This window comes from Rhodococcus sp. JS3073, from assembly GCF_026810085.1.
Lineage (GTDB): Bacteria > Actinomycetota > Actinomycetes > Mycobacteriales > Mycobacteriaceae > Rhodococcus_F > Rhodococcus_F wratislaviensis.
Genome location: NZ_CP113952.1, coordinates 1,247,673 through 1,263,898 on the forward strand (window position 1 = coordinate 1,247,673; position 16,226 = coordinate 1,263,898).

Consider the following 16,226-nt stretch of genomic DNA (forward strand, 5'->3'; position numbering starts at 1 on the left):
CCCCCTCTGGGCAGACGTCGTACCCGTCGGTCTTCGCGCGGTCGTGGAGTCCTCCGTTGGCAGATTGGGTGCGAGCTTGTACTCCATCAGGTGGTCTGGCGCGGCGGCGGGACAGCAGCTATTGAGTTGTACCGCAACCATCTCCGCCGTGCCGGTCGGACTAACCGATCGAGGAGTTCAGTGTTGATCGGGTAGTCCGTTCAAGCTGGAGCTATCCGTGCGTGATCGTCAGGGTAACGTTGCTGCCGGCTTTGAGGGTTCGCCCAACGGTACAGAGCTTGTCGACTGAGCGTTCGACGAGCGCGATGAGTCGGTCTTGTGCGTCGGGGTCGAGTTCGCTGAGTTCGAGTTCGAGGACTTCGTCGATCGCTGGGATAGACCTCGTTGTCCTCATCGGCGAGGCCTCCGACGCGAATGGTGACGTTGTAGTCGTCGCCGAGTCGTCGGGCCAGCGGGCTCTCGGAGCTCATGCCGGTGCAGGCTGCAACTGCGATCTTGAGTAGTTCATCGGGGGTGAGGGCTCTCCCTCGGCACCGGCTGTTCCGAGCTTGACCTCGGCGCCCCGGGAGCTGTATCCGGTAAACAGGCCTGCTCCAGTGCGCTCCACCCACAGTTGCGTCTGTCCGGCATTGACAATGGTGGGAGTGGTCGAAAGACCAGCAATAGTCTCAGAACTGATCACGATCTTTCAGCCCCTCGGTTGATTTGTTGAGCATGTTCTGTCGAACATTGTCGTCCCGTGTGCACAAGCGTGTGCTACAGCGATGAAACTATGTATACCACCGCGACCGACAACCGCGTGGGCTGTGTGCAATCTGTGCACTCGGACGAGTGGCCGGCGGTTCAGCGATGTGGGGAGTACAGCGCCACAGAAGAATTCGACATTTGTTAATCTGTTTCAGTAGCGCCTGGCTTGCAGAGGCGCGCGACGTCGAAATTTTTGTATTGCGGCTGTCGGCCTGGGCCCGCGATCCAGGTGTAGTGGTTGTCATCTGGCTCTCTTCTGGATTGTCACGACGAGGCGATGATCTTACGGATAATGCAGAGGTATCGCCTCTTTCGCACGATCGGCGAGCTCGATCTCTTCTGTCCGTGAGGTTTAGTGAGATCAGATCTGGGCAGGTGGGTTTCACTGTCGCTCAGCGAGGAACACACGGCTCGCGAGCTATTTGAAATCGCACCTTCTAAGGAACTTCGCAAACGTGTGCGGCCCCGCTGTGTTCGCGCAGGCGGCCTTGTGGCGCAGCCGTCATGGCCACGACGTCGGTGGGCGTTGGGGGGCGGGTTTCGTGCCGCGCCAGTCCGGCCGGAAGGGCTTCGGCGGTCAGCACCCTTGGCAGCTGGATACCGCCGGGAAGGAGAGGCTTTCCGGCAGTGTCAGGGTCAGATCGGAGCGGCGGCCAGCGAGAAGGACCGGGCCACCGATCCGGACTCCACCTGTGGGCGGCGCGGCGGCCGCCGCCTTCGCGTAGTTACTACCGGCGACCGGCCCGAGACGACCGTGTCCTGTTCAACGGATCGGCTTACAGGGACGGTGGGAGGATTCCCCGCCGACCCCAGACGTAAGTAGTTCGGCTTGACCTGCGCGCGGGCAACGTCGAGCGCTGATCACCCGTCGGTCACGGAGTAGTTCCAGTCGGGTCCGCCGCCCTCCCATTGCTGGGCATCGCGCACGCGGCACCTGCCAAGTCATCTCACAAAGCTTCTCGCGTACCTCCACGATCTCGAACAATCAGCCTCGGTGTATTTCTCTGACGCTCGGGGGATTCCGAACACTGGGATAAAGAATGGGATCCGACGTGAAGTGTGGAAACAAACACGCGATGACCACTCTTGCGATGCCGGCCAAAAACGTTTCCAGCGACCCGCGAATCAGGCGTAAATGCCGACTACGGCTACGATCCAGTGCACGTCGGACACGGTCCGGTACTTGTTTAGTCGGCCTGGCAGTTGACGCTTGGGTTGATGACCATAAAATGGAATGTATTCTTCACGAGGCGGGGATTGATTCGGTGGTAATGAGCGCTCGTTACGTCCGGACCACCAATCAGCCGGCGGGGTCTTCCTGCGGCCAACGCTCCGCGGGCGGGGGTGCCACAATCATGCCCATGCACGACACACCGAAGGAGAACCATGGCCGGATCGGGCCGGGATCACGGGTCCGGGTCGGCGGCGCCCACAGTTCGGACCGACTGGGCCCCGGTGCGCCGGTGGGCCATCGCGGTCGACGACGGGCGTCTGGTCTTCGCCGACGATGGTGACGTCGAACCCGCCCAACCAGACGAGAGCTGAGACGACGTCCGTTGCGGTACCGCACTCGGCTGGTGCGCTGGACGTGTCGCCGAAACATGCGCGCGGCGGGCGACCAGGGTCGCGCCGGCACTGCGGTGATGTGCCGATTCCCGCGGGGACGATGACCCCTCGGGTTTCAGCCGACTGCCGCGGTGGTTTTCATGACGTCGGGCGATGTCCACGCTCGCCGTCACCGCCGAGTCGCCCTGGCGGGTCGGGCCCGCTCACGTCGGAGCGGTTCGCGGTGCTGCAGCTGACGTTCCGATCGGACTCAACCCGTACCTGCCCACGAGCAGCCGAACAGATGACCACCGCGGGTGTGATCGTCCACTCACCATCAGCGGGGGACCATCACCAGGCCGGGCAGTAGTGGTGGCGGTTGCTGGGGTCGGTGCGCCCCGGCCGCCGCCAGGACGGGAGTAGCCGACCCAATGCTGGGGGTCATCTCGGTGGTATGTCGAACTGATTCCACTCGCGGGCCCATTGCTCTACCTTCGGTGGCTCGCACACCGGCCTGTCGATGTCGATGAGGCGACGGCGGAAGCGTTTCATCGTCGTTGGCTGGGCGGCAGAGCAGCTGATCCCGCAAGTAGTGCGGCGCGTGCTGCATCCTGTCCGCCGCGGCTGACCCGATCCCGCCGCCGAAACGGGGTCTGTCGATGCCGGCTGCCGTAGGGGATTCCTTGTGTCGGCACGTGCTGCACTCGAGACTGGAGTCGTTCAGTGACGGTGTCTGGGGTATTGGGGGGTATCACGGGTGAGGGTTCGTAGTGGAGGCCGGCGACGCCTCCTCGCGGCGGTCACCACCACCACCGCCGCGGTGGTGTGCGGTACCGCCCTGCTGTCCGCGCCCGCGATCGCGGATGCGGACCCGGCCGGCTGTGCGTCGTCCTGCCCTGACCACCACCCGAGAGCTGGTGCATGACTTCGCCGAGATCATGACCGACCGCCGCGGCGTCGACCTCGCCGCCTGGATGACCGCTGTCGACGCCGACGGGGAACCGGCGCTGCGGTCCTTCGTCCGGGGTCTGCGCCGAGACCTCGACGCCGTCACCGCGGGACTGACCCTGTCGCACAGCTCCGGTCCCGTCGAAGGCCACGTCAACCGCATCAAATGCTCAAACGCCAAATGTACGGACGCACAAACCTCGACCTTCTCCGCAAACGCGTGATCCACGCCGTATAGTCAAGCCCCGCAACAGAATCACGGCGAGTGCGCCAGATCCGCAAAAGGTGCCCGTGTTATCTGCGTACCAGTCGGAGGTGCGCAGCGGTTTCGCGGAGGTCGAAAACCGGTGCGGTGGTGTCCTCGCGGGTGCAGGTGCCGATCCACTGGTCACGCCACCTCAGTTCTTCCATCGCTCGAGTATTCGGCTGCCGCGGTACACATTGAACACGCATACGTGGCGGTGTCTTTCGCGGCCTGCGTTTTCGATTGTCTGCTCTCAGCCACGCCCAGTACTCAATCCACCGGGTATTTTGGGAAAAGCTTCGAGACTTCGAGTCGACCATCCAAAGCAACTCGCATCGCTGTTGTCTGGCTGCGATGCCGACCTGCTCGCTGAGATCGCTGGGCGAGCTGAAGAATACGTCAACGCAATAGGAAGACTCGGTTTGAGTGAAGTGCTTACGGCTGTTGCGACGTTCGGTAGGGCATCTCTGTATCGGTTGCACGGCCTACGTGCGATTACCCCACAAAGAATCGGACCGCTCTACACGAAGATCATCGGTCTCGAGACCGAACTGGTTGCCGCGGACGAGAACGCTTCCGACCGCCGCGGACATGCATGGTGTGAAGATTCACCGCCAATATTCTAGACCGTATTGCCGCGGTGTGGTCGCGCGCGCTCTCGTCGATTGGCCTGGTAGCGCGCGCCATCGCACAATTGTCGATTGACGGCCGCCCCTGCGCTCCTCGGTGTTACGGGCCCCTGGATACGATCGCCGAGTGGGATTCGGTAGGTGCGGGAACGGACTGGTCCGAAAGGACGCTGAGCGGAGCGCCGGCCCCGTAGACGTGAGTTCCGGACCGTGTCCTCGAAAGCCCCACTCCGTATCGAGTACGGGGTATTGCTTGTAGACACAAACGGGGAGCGTTCCGAGGGCGCCCGGGTGACGACCTTGGTGTGCAAGCCTGTAGCTCAGCTGTTCTCCGGAGCCGGAGCGTTCATCAGGACAATTCGGGCAGGCGGTGCCGCTGACGCTGGCGACGTCGGTCGCCGAATCGCGCGTGAAGAAAGCCACTGAGCTACTCCGCGGTCGGTGATCTGAGCGAACCCAACTCCACGCTCGCACGCTGCGTTGGTCGACGGGAGGACGAACTCGGGGACCTCAACTTGATACTCCTGGTGGACTCGGTGCTCCGCCGACCCAGTTGCCGCGCGCCTCGGGCGATGAGGGCGGCCAGAGTCCGCGCCGGGCTTGCGTGCTTGCTCGAGAACTGTGCGCAGTTGCTGGGTGGCGTGGTCGGCGCCAACAGACCGGAGTGCGCCGGCGGCCACGGCAGGTGTCTCAATTTGACTCAGTATCTTTACGAGTTCCAGAATATGCGCCATAGTTTGCGCGTGTCCTCGACTATGGATTACGCAAGCCGGTTGCGACTCTCCGACTTGCGGGTGACTGGCCCCAGGGTCGCGGTTCTGGAGGCGGTGCACGCGCATCCGCACGCGGGTACGGACGCGATCTTTGAGGCCGTGCGTGCTGTTCTGCCGGGTGTCTCCCGGCAAGCTGTGTACGACGTGCTGCATGCTCTGACCGGCAGGGGACTAGTTCGACGGATCCAGCCATCCGGTTCTGTAGCCCGTTACGAGTCGCGAGTCGGTGACAACCACCATCACGTGGTGTGCCGTTCTTGCGGAGCGATCGCGGACGTCGCTTGCGCGGTCGGCGCGATGCCGTGCTTGACGGCATCTGACGACAACGGATTCTGCGTTGATGAGGCGGAGGTCATCTTCTGGGGCCTGTGCCCGGACTGCTCCACGTCACACACTTCGTAGTCACGCAACTGAATACAGCCCCCCCGAAATATGCACTTGTGGAAGGAAAGCCGTGTCCAAAAACACCACCTCGACCCTCACAGAGGAACATCCGCCGACCGCGGAGGCTCATATAGAACCCGCACAGAGCGGTGGCTGCCCGGTTGTGCACGGTCGGCTCAAGCGACCAGTAGAGGGTGGGGGCAACCGTGATTGGTGGCCGAACCGGCTCAACCTGAAGGCCCTTCAGAGGAACCGGGCCGTGCGGAATCCGATGGACGAGGACTTCGACTACGCCAAGGAATTCGCGGGCGTCGACCTCGATGTCCTCAAGCAGGACATCGAGGAGGTCATGACGACCTCACAGGATTGGTGGCCCGCTGACTACGGTCACTACGGCCCCTTCTTCGTTCGCATGGCGTGGCACGCGGCGGGCACGTACCGCATCACCGACGGTCGCGGTGGTGCCGGGGCGGGCATGCAGCGCTTCGCGCCGCTGAACAGCTGGCCCGACAACGTCAACCTCGACAAGGCGCGCCGGCTTCTGTGGCCGGTGAAGAAGAAGTATGGCAAGACGTTGTCGTGGGCGGACCTGATCGTCTTCGCCGGTAACTGCGCGCTGGAATCGATGGGATTCACGACCTTCGGTTTCGGCGGCGGCCGAGTAGATCAGTGGGAGCCCGAGGAGATCTACTGGGGTCCGGAGACGACTTGGCTGGGCGATGAGCGTTACACCGGGGACCGTGACCTCGAAGGGCCTCTCGGCGCGGTTCAGATGGGTTTAATCTACGCGAACCCGGAAGGCCCGAACGGCAACCCGGATCCGCTCGCTTCCGCGGTCGACATCCGTGAGACGTTCCGTCGCATGGCGATGAACGACGTCGAGACCGCAGCGCTCATTGTTGGTGGCCACACGTTCGGTAAGAACCACGGGGCCGGCCCGGCCGACCTGGTCGGCCGCGAACCCGAAGCTGCTCCGCTCGAGGAGCAGGGCCTGGGGTGGAAGAGTTCCTTCGGTACCGGCAAGGGGGTCGACACCATCTCCAGCGGACTCGAAGGTGCGTGGACCCCCACCCCGCGGACGTGGGACAACAGCTTCGTCGAGACTCTCTACGGGTACGAGTGGGAGCTGACGAAGAGTCCGGCTGGTGCGTGGCAATGGATCCCGAAGGACGGCGGCGGAGCCGGAACTGTACCCGATGCCCACGACTCGTCGAAGACACATGCACCGGTGATGTTGACGACGGACATCGCGATGCGGGTCGACCCGGTATACGAGAAGATCACTCGTCGCTGGCTGGAGAACCCGGACGAGCTCGCCGACGAGTTCGCCAAGGCCTGGTACAAGCTCACCCATCGCGACATGGGCCCCGCCGTGCGCTACCTCGGATCGCTCGTCCCCGAAGAGACGCTGCTGTGGCAGGACCCCATCCCCGCCGTGACGCACGATCTCGTCGAGGCCGCCGACATCGCTTCCTTGAAGGTTCAGATCCTCGAGTCGGGTCTGACTATCGCGCAGTTGGTGTCCACGGCGTGGGCGGCGGCGTCGACCTTCCGGGGCAGTGACATGCGCGGCGGGGCTAACGGCGGTCGTATCCGCCTGCAGCCTCAGAGCGGGTGGGAGGTCAACAACCCTGACGAGCTCGCCAAGGTCGTCCGTGCACTCGAGGAGATACAGGAATCGTTCAACTCGGCACAGACCGGGGCGAAGCGAATTTCGTTCGCCGATCTCGTCGTGCTGGGTGGCAGTGCGGCCGTGGAACTGGCCGCTAAGAACGCCGGACACGACATCGAGGTGCCCTTCACCCCGGGCCGCACGGACGCCACTCAGGAACAAACCGATGTCGAGTCGTTCTCGGCACTCGAGCCGCTCGAGGACGGATTCCGTAACTACCTCGGAAGGCCCCATCGTCTCCCCGCCGAGTACCAGTTGATCGACAAGGCGGACCTGCTGACACTCAGCGCACCCGAACTGACGGTGCTCGTCGGTGGTCTGCGCGTGCTGGATGCGAACCACCAGCAGTCCCCTCTGGGTGTCCTCACCGCGAACCCCGGATCGCTGACCAACGACTTCTTCGTCAATCTGCTCGACCTGGAAACGCAGTGGGCGCCCACGGACGCGGACCCACACGTTTACGAAGGGCGCGACCTCACTACCGGTGCGGTGAAGTGGACCGGAAGCCGCGTCGACCTGGTCTTCGGATCGAACTCGGAGCTTCGTGCTCTGGCCGAGGTCTATGCCGCCGACGACGCGCAGCAGAAGTTCGTTCGGGACTTCGTCGCTGCGTGGGACAAGGTGATGAACCTCGACCGGTTCGACCTCGCCTGAGCGTCCCGCAAACAGTTGCGGCACCCCGCGATCTCACCTCACGGGGTGCCGCAACTGCGGGTGATCTATCGAACGAGTAACTGGTCACGTGGTTTGTGGAGTCCAGGGTTCTCCGGTGGCGAGTCGGATGAGGGCGTCGAGTCCGTCGATGCCGTGTTTCGCGGTGGTGGCGAGGTAGCTGCGTAGGGAGGCGAAGTGTTCGGCTCCGGTGAGGGTGCGCATGCCGCCGGAGATCTTCTACCGCAGTTTGACCATGCGGATTTCCCGTTGGGCAGCATTGTTGTCGAATGGTGTGTTCGGGTCGGTCGCGAACCGCAGGTAGTCCTCGATCCGGGTTCCCATCCGGCGGGCCAGGGCCCGGTGTTTGGCGCCGACCTTGTCGGGTGGGGATTCGTTCGCGCCGATGCGGGCGGCGTGGACGATCAGGTGCCGGTGGTGGGCCAGTACGTCGGCGTCGACGAGGGCCCGGCCGAAGTCGGTGTGGGTTTTGATCGCGAGCAGGCTGTCGATGACCTGGGTTGCCCAGCACCAGGATTCGGGATCATCGGCGTGTACACGGTGGTGGTCGATGACGGCGATCAACTCGCGCAGCAGGTGCGCATTGCACAATGCATGCGTGATCTGCCGGTAGGTGTCGTACGGGGCCCGCGCGTCGTGCACGACGACACCGGTGAAGATGGGCAGGATCCCGGCGGCGTTCATCGTCCCCCGGCCGCGCCGACGGTGGCAGGTGATCGGGGTCCACAGGGAGGCCGAGGCCGAGTGCAGCCAGTGCAGTTTCCCGGCGGCGCGGAACCCGGTCTCGTCGAAGTGCGCCACCTCGGCGGCGGCGATCTCCGCCGCCACCGCGGCGCGGAATCCGTCGAGATCGTCGGCGGCGCGGGCGGTTGCCGAGCTGACGGTGCCCGCCGACACCGGAGTTCCGAACAACTCGCTCAGCGCCTGCGCGGTGCGCTGTTTCGACAGATACTGGCCCATGCACAGGTACACGATGACCGCGAGGATCCGCGGCCCGTACTGCACGGGCGCACTCACACCGGCCGGGGCCTCGGCCCTGGTGGTCGCGCCGCATCCGCAAAGACGGGCGACCAGCTGATGCTCGGTGACCCGGACGCGGATCGGCGGCAGGTCGAACCTGACGCCGGCGATGCCCGCCTCGAACACCTGACGCCGGCGATGCCCGCCTCGGGCGCTGCGGACAGTCCGCCGCCGCATCCCTTGCAGCACGCCGGCTCGTGGCGGATCACCTCATCCGGGTCCGACACTTGGCGCAGGGTCTCGCCCTTGCGGCCGGTTTGGCCTGCGGGCTTGCGCCCGGACTTGGTGCGCAGCGACTTCGGGGCGGGCTTGCCCAAACCATCCGACGACGGTGGCTTCGACGAGTTCCGCGCGTTCGCCGCGAGCTGGCGCTCCAACTCCGCGATCCGGGCATCTTGCTCCGCGATCCTGACGTCCTGGCGCGCGATATGCGCCTTCAACCGCGCGATCTCCTCGGCCTGCAGGGCCACCAACTCGGCAAGCTGCTCATACGTCGGACTGGACACAAAATGTGTTGTCCAACACAAGAATCCGAGACCATCACCGACACGCCGTCAGAGAACGTGACCAGTTACTCGAACGAATAGCAGCCGGTACTGGCAAGAACGGCCGCACACCGCAGTGGCGGGCGAGTCGGATCCCCTTCAGAATCTCAAAGCTGTTGTAGCCGTGCATCGTAAAATTCGAGGTGTGCGCGGGCGCTGTCATTCCAACTGTGCGCTCGTGCCAGTGCTCGGCCCCGCCTAATCCGTTCTCGGCCCACCCGCTGACCAAGGGCAGCTGCCATCTCGTCGTGCGTGGAGGCGAAGGTCGCAGCGTCGCCGAAAACTTCGCGCAGAACGGGTAGGTCGCGTGCTACCACGGGCACTTCTGCGGCGAGCGCCTCCATGGCCGCGAGGCCGAAGCCCTCTTTCGTGGAGAGGAACGCGAATACGGTGGCTTGCGCGACGAGTGAGGGGAGCGCGTCGTCGTCGACGGTGCCGAGGATGGTTGGCCGTACGTCGAGTTGAGCACACCGAGTGTCGAAGTCGTCGCGATACCCCCGGTAGTCGAACAGTGTCTCGCCGCCGGCGAATACCAAACGCAGGTCGGGACGCACGCGGGACAGCAGCGCATAGGCCTCGACGAGGTCGATGCTGCCCTTACGGGGCTCGATGCCGCCGACGGCCAGTACGTAATCGCCGAGTTCGTCGGCCCAGCGGCGCCTCCCCGCCTCGTCGGCGGCGGCCTTCTCGAATCGTGCCGCGTCGACGCCGTTCGGGATCACGGTGGGATCGAGTCCCCATCCGGTGCGCACCTCCGCCGCGACGGCCTCGGACACGCAGATCCGGGCATACGGTTCCACGACCGCGCGTTCGTGACAGGCCGCGAGTGCGGGGGTGGTGAACTGGTCGAGGTGGTGGATGGTGCGGATACATCGGCCGACGGCATTGGCGCTGATACAGTCCTGGGCGTGCACGATGTCATAGGCGTCGGGGGTGAACGCGTCGCGGAGCACGGCGATGGACCGCAAGATCCGATCGCCAACATCCTCGCCCTCGATCGCCGCGAAAGGCACGATGCGCACGGTCACGGCCGGGTCCACCGTGCGGAAAAACGCACCGTCGCCGCCGCGTCCCAGTGACCACACGGTGACCTCGGCGCCATGCCGGGCCAGCGCCTCGGCGAGGGCGAGAGTGTGGACGACACCGCCCCGCGGTTTCGTGGAGTACGTCAGCAGAGCGATCCGCACGTCAGGATGTGCCTTTCTCGAGCAGTGATCGGTAGGTATCGATCCGGCGCTCCTTCAAGTGCCGCAACACCTTCCGGGCCCGATCCACCTCGTAGTCGACGTCGAGGTCGACGACGGCGAGACCCCCTTTGACTCCCGTGCGAGCGAGGACGTCACCGCCCGGACCCACCACCTTCGCCTGGCCCAAGAAACGCAAGCCGCCCTGGATGCCCGTCTGGTTCGACGACACCAGCACCACCTGGTTCTCCGCCGCCCGCGCCGAGTCGTAGAGGTCGAACAACCGGGACTGGCGGTCCTGCGCCAGCCGTTCGGCGCGGTCGGTGATACTCGCCGGCCACGCGGAGAGGGCGGCGATGATCCGCGCCCCGTCGAGGGCCAGGGTGCGAGCGGCCTCGGGAAACGTCTTGTCGTAATCGATGAGCATTCCCATGCGGCCGACCGGGGCGTCGAACGCGGTGAACGTATTGCCCGCGGCGTAGGCGAGCGACTCCCCGGCAGGCTGGTGCACCTTCCGGTGGCTGCCGAGGATCCCGTCCCCGGTCACGCACGCCGCGGTGTTGTACCGGATGCCGTCCGCCATCTCGGTATAGCCGATGCAGACGGTCATCGGTCCTGCCATCCGTGCGATCGCCTTTAATTCCGGTCCGTCCGCGTCGAGGGCGGGCGGGAGTTCCTCCGGATCGGGGCTGCGCAGGTCGGAGATGTAGCCCCCGAGGCAGGCGTCGGGGAGTACGAGCAGGTCGATGCCGTCGGCGCGAGCCTTGGCGAGGAGCGCCTCGAGCTTGAGCAAAGCCCGTTCGACGTCCCGGCCGAAGTGCCCGGCGAGTGCAGCCAGCCTCATGATGGCCACATCCTCAGGCTAGTGAGGACACGGGTGGGTGCACACTTGCCTCAAGCTCGATGCGGTCGGCGAGGTACTCGGCGTCGCGGGCCACCCCGGCAAACCGCCCGGAACCCCAGGTGTGCTGCCACGGCAGGCCGAGGAAGAACAGTCCCGGCACCGCGGTGACACCACGGTTGTGGCACGGATGTCCCTCGCCGTCGAACACTCCGGCGTGCAGCCACCGGTAGTCGGTGCGGAAACCGATGGACCACACCACCGACGTGATCCCGGACGATGCCAGCGCAAGCGACGTCGTCTCGGACTCGGGGTGCCACACCGGGACGTACCGGTTCTCGGTGGGAGCAACGACGCCGTTCCGTTCAATATAGGCGTCGATAGAATCCTTGATGCTCTCCGCGACAACGTCGGCGGCGTCGAGCGACGAGGACAGCGTCGGCGCGAACTGCAGGGTGCCGTCGACGACCTCGAGCAGCCGCCCGTACAGCTTCATGCCCCGCAGGGCGAAGGCGCGCAGGTCGATGTCGCGGCCACCGCCCCGGCCGGTGACGTAGTGGTTCGTGTTCTCCCGCTTGGCGAGGCCACCGGGGTGGTCGGCGATCGACACGTCGTAGGTGCCCATCTCGTGCAACCAGGCGACGCAGTCGCGGCCGCGGTAGAAGCGGGCGACGCGAGGCGCGCCACCGGTCACCAGGTGCACGGTCCGCCCCGACAGCATGAGGTCCTCGGCGATCTGCGCCCCCGACTGGCCATTGCCGACGACCAAGACGTCGCCGTCGGGAAGCGCGTTCGACGACCGGTACTGCGAGGAGTGGACCTGCTCGATCGAGGCCGGAAGCCGTTCGGCGAACCGCGGAATCACCGGGGTGTGATAACCGCCGGTCGCCACCACCACCTGGCCGGCGTGCAGCGGACCCTGCGTGGTGTCGACGTCGAAACCACCATCCGCGGACTGATGTACGGATGTGACCGTCACACCCTCGCGGACGGGCGCCGGGAAGGTGTCGGCGTAGCCGCGGACGAAATCGTAGGTCTGCTCCCGCGTCATGAACCCGTCCGGGTCGCCGCCGGAGTAGGAGTATCCGGGGAGGGTGCACTGCCAGTTGGGGGTGACCAGGGTGAAGTTGTCCCAGCGGCTGTCGCGCCATTCATGGGCGATCGAGTCCCGTTCGAGGACCACATGGTCGATGCTGCGGTGCGTCAGGTGCCAGCTGATCGACAGACCGGCCTGGCCGCCGCCGATCACCACCACGTCATGATGCGTCGTCATCGCGTTCCTTCCGAGACGGTCGCCGGGTGCATGTCGAGGACCCGGACGAGGGAGGTGGGGGTGTGCGCGGAGGCGACCTTCTCCAGCTCGTGGAGTTGTTCGGCCGCGGAGGTGCAGTACATGCCGAACTTTGCCTTGACCCGTTCACTGGCTTCGGTGAGTGCGGCCCGCGACCGCCGCAGGAAATCGGCGACGCTGTACTCCTCGCCGGCGGTCAGGTAGTCGTGCATCACCAATGAGGGGGAGTAGCAGGACTGTTCATGTCGGTCCGGCCACTGCACTCGGAACGTCATCTCAGGCATGGGCGGGTACCTTCCGGGTGGCTGCAGGTCGTTGTTCGGGGGAAAGTAGTGTCCCGGTCACGTGGTTCTCGGCGACGACGTCGCCGTAGACCTCGGGGCGCCGGTCGCGGAGGTTGTACATCCCGCCGCTGCGGATGGCCGCGATCTCCGCCTGCACGTCGAGGCGTGCGGACGCCAGCCCCGAGCGGATGCCGGTGTCGGCGAGGATGTCGCCGCCGGGTCCGACGATCTTGGCGCTGCACACGAATCGGAGCGACCCGAAGGTGCCGGCCTGGTTGGACGCGACCCAGACCACCTGGTTTTCGGTGGCGCGGGCCCGGTCGTAGATGTCGAAGCGCTGCTTCCAACGGTCGTGCGCCATGTTCTCCGCCGGCGCCGTGCGGGCGGTCGGCCACGCCGACAACGAGGTGATGATCTCCGCGCCGTCGAGTGCGAGGGTGCGGGCAGCCTCCGGGAACGCCTTGTCGTAGCAGATCTGCATGCCCATCCGGCCGACGGGAGTGTCGAATGCGTTGTAGGTGTCGCCTGCTGCGTAGCAGAGGTTCTCACCGAGTGGCTGGTGCACCTTGCGGTACGACCCGAGGATACCGTCACCGTGCAGGGTCACGGCAGCGTTGTACCGGACGGGGCCGTCCGCCTCGCAGAAGCCCAGGGTGATCACCAAGTCGCCGGCCATCTCGATGACCCGGCGCAGTTCCGGGCCGTTCAGCTCGAGCGCCGGAGGCAGCCTGCGCAGACGACGATCGCGTTCCTCCTCGGTCTCGTCGCCGCCGCCGAGGCTCGGCAGATACCCGCCCAGGCACGCCTCCGGCAGCACGAGCAACGCGCTACCTGCTGCTCTCGCCTGCTCGATCAGATCCCCGATCGTGGCATATGCCTGTTCCATGTCTCGGCCGAATTCGGCGGCCGCGACAGAGATTCCGATTCCTGTCATGCTGGTCCCAATCCCGTGACGGTGGAGTGCACCGCACGTGTGATCACACCGTCGGGCCAGCGCAGGCCGACCCCCGGTTCGGTAGTCAATTCGCCGCACACCGCGGAGGCGGCGGGCGCTGGAGTAGTCATGTTGGCGCGGTCGGGCCGGTCGGCGGTCAGCATCCCGAACCCGGGGAAGCACGTGAGCCAGTCGCCCATGGTGGCCGTCTCCGGTTTCGGAATCGCCGCCATGTCGAGTACGGCACCGGTCCCGGATGCCTCGGCGAGCATGCCGGCGGTGCCGGCGATGCCGGCCATGCTGACGTCCTTGGCTGCGGCTGGCCGGGCTCGGCGCACGAAGGATCCGAGCGAGATCAAGTCGTCGGAGCTTCGCTGCGAGGTCGAATCCCACTGCGTTCCGGCATATCCGGGTCGCCAGTGCCCGGACAGGTCCGCGGTCAGGCGCAACGCGTCTCCGGCGCATCCGCCGCCGGAGGGGACCGGGTCGGTGGTGCGGCCGAGCGCGGTGACCGACAAGGCGGCCGGGACACCGACCTGTGTGTGCCCGCCGAGCACCGGCACGCCCCACATCGCACTGGCTCGACCCAGACCGCGCATGACCCGGGTCAGGATGGACTGGTTGGGCGCGCCGACGGCGTCCAGCAGTCCGACCGGTTCGGCGCCCATCGCGGCGAGGTCATTGAGGTTGACCAGTGCCGCACACCAGCCGGCCCACTCCGGGTCGCGTTGGACCATCGACGGCACGATCGCATCACAGGCGGCGACCAGGTCGCTGCCGGGCACGGGGGCACCGTCGTCACCGCGAAAACCGGTGCCGCCGAGAGCGGCCGGCGTGGCATCTAGGGGTGCCAGCGTCTCGGCGAGGAGCGCTTTCGTCGATCGCGCGAGTCCATCGATGCGGTCGATCGGCCACCGCATCAGCACGTGCGGTTGGCTGGCGACGGTAACCTCGGCGATCCGGTCCCAGCCGAGCCGGATGAACATCGGCTCGTTCCGGGACTGCACGGTGGCGTCGAACCGCAACACCCCATGCGTCTCGGCGTACGCGCACGCAGCGCGGACGAGTGCCTTGCCGATCCCGTGCCCGTTCCGGGCGCGGCGGTCGACGACGAGCCGGCTGCCTGCCCACCAGCCGATATCGCGGCCGCCGCCGACAGGGGCCAGTCGTACCCCGCCGAGCACGGTCCCGTCGTCACCCGTCGCGATCAGGACGACAGTGCGCGGATCGTCGTCCAGGTCGTCCCGGTCGTGACCGGCGAACAGCCCCTGCTCGGCCACGAACGTCTCTCGGCGCAAACCGTGATAGGTCGCCAGCGCCGCGGCGGTATCCGCCACCCGGACCAGGAACGACGGGCCGGTGGACCTCGGTGCCGGCCCGGTCAGAATCTCGAGATCAACCGCCGCGGCGGTATCGAGCCCGGACAGCGAACTTAGATCGAGCATGTCAGCCCCCCGCATTCTGGAGCACGCTGCAGGCGCCGCACGCTGCACACCCTGCATTCTGATCCGCCCCGCGCATCCCCGCGGCGCGCAGCGCCTTCGCCACGCGAGATGTGACGTCCTCGAGCAGCGTCGCGCTCGGCGCCAGTGCGCCGTCGACATCGACGGCAAGCGTGCCGGCGAGCGGGCGGAACGGGACGACGAACGGGTACACACCCATTCCGATCAGCTCCTCGGCACCGGCGACCAATTCGTCCGGGTCCTCACCGAGGCCGACGAGGAGATATGTCGACACCTGATTGCGCCCGAACACCCGCACGGCCTCGCGCCACGCCGCCCGGTATTCGTCCAACGGCACCGTCGATTTTCCTGGCATCCAACGCCGGCGTACGTCGTCGTCGAGAGACTCGACGTGGATGCCGATCGAGTCCGCGCCGGCCGCGTGCAGGTCGGTGATCGTGGCCAGGTCGCCGGGGGGTTCGCACTGCACCTGGATCGACAAGTCCGGTACGACCGCTTTGACCGCCGCGACGCACCGCGCCAGGTGTCGCGCGCCGCGATCCTTGGCCGCCGAGGTGCCCGTTGTCATGATCATCTGTCTGACCCCGTCGAGCCGGACCGCGGCCTCGGCGACCTCGGCGAGTTGCTCGGGGCGTTTCACCGCGACGGTTGAGCCGGCCTCCAGCGATGCCTCGATGGAACAGAACCGACACCGCTGATCCACGTCGTAGCGGATGCAGGTCTGAACGACGGTCGTGGCAAGCACGTTCGACCCGTGCAGGCGGGCGATCTGCTCGTAGGAGATCCCTTCCGCGGTGTTCAGATCGTAGAACTTCGGCCGCCGAACGGGTTCGACGTCGACCCCCATGTCGGTACCATTCATCAGAAGTCGACTGCCGCTGACCTCGTACGGGCTGTCCGATCGGATCGGGATCGCGCCCCCGAATCCACCGATGAGGACGTGGCCGTCGTCGCTGGGGCCCGCACCCGACTGCCTGCGGACGGGCGCGTCGAGACGGCGGACGCCGCGTACGGCCAGATCGGCGCGAGTTGACAGACCACTCATGCGGT

General features: G+C 66.0%; 13 protein-coding genes and 2 pseudogenes. 4 read left to right on the forward strand and 11 right to left on the reverse strand.

All coding sequences use genetic code 11. The annotated features are described in order from the left end of the window. Positions 1–211: 211 nt before the first annotated feature. Positions 212–679 (reverse strand): annotated as a pseudogene (locus OYT95_RS43695) (OsmC family protein). A 1,454-nt stretch (positions 680–2,133) separates the two neighbouring features. Here OYT95_RS43695 and OYT95_RS43700 point away from each other — a divergent pair. The 4 genes and pseudogenes from OYT95_RS43700 to katG all read left to right on the forward strand — a co-directional run bounded on the left by OYT95_RS43700 (position 2,134) and on the right by katG (position 7,596). Next, complete coding sequence (locus tag OYT95_RS43700) at positions 2,134–2,292, forward strand: hypothetical protein (RefSeq protein WP_268792679.1); 159 nt, start codon at positions 2,134–2,136, stop codon at positions 2,290–2,292. An 884-nt stretch (positions 2,293–3,176) separates the two neighbouring features. Further along, positions 3,177–3,478, forward strand: a pseudogene (locus OYT95_RS43705) (transposase); the annotation flags it as partial. A 1,378-nt stretch (positions 3,479–4,856) separates the two neighbouring features. Continuing rightward, a complete protein-coding gene (locus OYT95_RS43710) occupies positions 4,857–5,288 on the forward strand; it encodes a Fur family transcriptional regulator (protein ID WP_268793259.1) in 432 nt (143 codons plus the stop codon). A 52-nt stretch (positions 5,289–5,340) separates the two neighbouring features. Further along, positions 5,341–7,596, forward strand: coding sequence for a catalase/peroxidase HPI (gene katG / locus OYT95_RS43715; protein WP_442972590.1), 2,256 nt, complete (start codon positions 5,341–5,343; stop codon positions 7,594–7,596). Between the two features lie 84 nt (positions 7,597–7,680). Here katG and OYT95_RS43720 read toward each other — a convergent pair whose 3' ends face one another. The 10 genes from OYT95_RS43720 to OYT95_RS43765 all read right to left on the reverse strand — a co-directional run bounded on the left by OYT95_RS43720 (position 7,681) and on the right by OYT95_RS43765 (position 16,221). Then, positions 7,681–7,818: a hypothetical protein gene (locus OYT95_RS43720; protein WP_268792680.1), complete on the reverse strand. Its 138-nt coding sequence runs from the start codon at positions 7,816–7,818 to the stop codon at positions 7,681–7,683. 15 nt (positions 7,819–7,833) lie between these two features. Continuing rightward, the gene (gene tnpC, locus OYT95_RS43725; protein ID WP_268793261.1) at positions 7,834–8,745 is read right to left on the reverse strand and encodes an IS66 family transposase; all 912 of its coding nucleotides are present in this window, start codon (positions 8,743–8,745) and stop codon (positions 7,834–7,836) included. Next, the gene (locus OYT95_RS43730) at positions 8,628–9,140 is read right to left on the reverse strand and encodes a DUF6444 domain-containing protein (protein ID WP_268792681.1); all 513 of its coding nucleotides are present in this window, start codon (positions 9,138–9,140) and stop codon (positions 8,628–8,630) included. The genes tnpC and OYT95_RS43730 overlap by 118 nt, the downstream gene beginning before the upstream one ends. A gap of 146 nt (positions 9,141–9,286) precedes the next feature. Next, a complete protein-coding gene (locus tag OYT95_RS43735; protein ID WP_268792682.1) occupies positions 9,287–10,366 on the reverse strand; it encodes an MSMEG_0565 family glycosyltransferase in 1,080 nt (359 codons plus the stop codon). Position 10,367: 1 nt separating this feature from the next. Further along, positions 10,368–11,207: a carbon-nitrogen hydrolase family protein gene (locus OYT95_RS43740; RefSeq protein ID WP_442972591.1), complete on the reverse strand. Its 840-nt coding sequence runs from the start codon at positions 11,205–11,207 to the stop codon at positions 10,368–10,370. 13 nt (positions 11,208–11,220) lie between these two features. After that, positions 11,221–12,477 (reverse strand): MSMEG_0569 family flavin-dependent oxidoreductase, encoded by a 1,257-nt coding sequence (locus tag OYT95_RS43745; protein WP_268792684.1) that lies wholly within the window; start codon positions 12,475–12,477, stop codon positions 11,221–11,223. Beyond that, complete coding sequence (locus OYT95_RS43750; RefSeq protein ID WP_268792685.1) at positions 12,474–12,779, reverse strand: MSMEG_0570 family nitrogen starvation response protein; 306 nt, start codon at positions 12,777–12,779, stop codon at positions 12,474–12,476. Before OYT95_RS43750 ends, OYT95_RS43745 begins: the two co-directional genes overlap by 4 nt. Further along, positions 12,772–13,713: a carbon-nitrogen hydrolase family protein gene (locus OYT95_RS43755; protein ID WP_268792686.1), complete on the reverse strand. Its 942-nt coding sequence runs from the start codon at positions 13,711–13,713 to the stop codon at positions 12,772–12,774. Before OYT95_RS43755 ends, OYT95_RS43750 begins: the two co-directional genes overlap by 8 nt. Beyond that, complete coding sequence (locus OYT95_RS43760) at positions 13,710–15,158, reverse strand: MSMEG_0567/sll0787 family protein (protein WP_268792687.1); 1,449 nt, start codon at positions 15,156–15,158, stop codon at positions 13,710–13,712. The genes OYT95_RS43755 and OYT95_RS43760 overlap by 4 nt, the downstream gene beginning before the upstream one ends. A gap of 1 nt (position 15,159) precedes the next feature. After that, positions 15,160–16,221: an MSMEG_0568 family radical SAM protein gene (locus OYT95_RS43765; protein WP_268792688.1), complete on the reverse strand. Its 1,062-nt coding sequence runs from the start codon at positions 16,219–16,221 to the stop codon at positions 15,160–15,162. Positions 16,222–16,226: the final 5 nt, after the last annotated feature.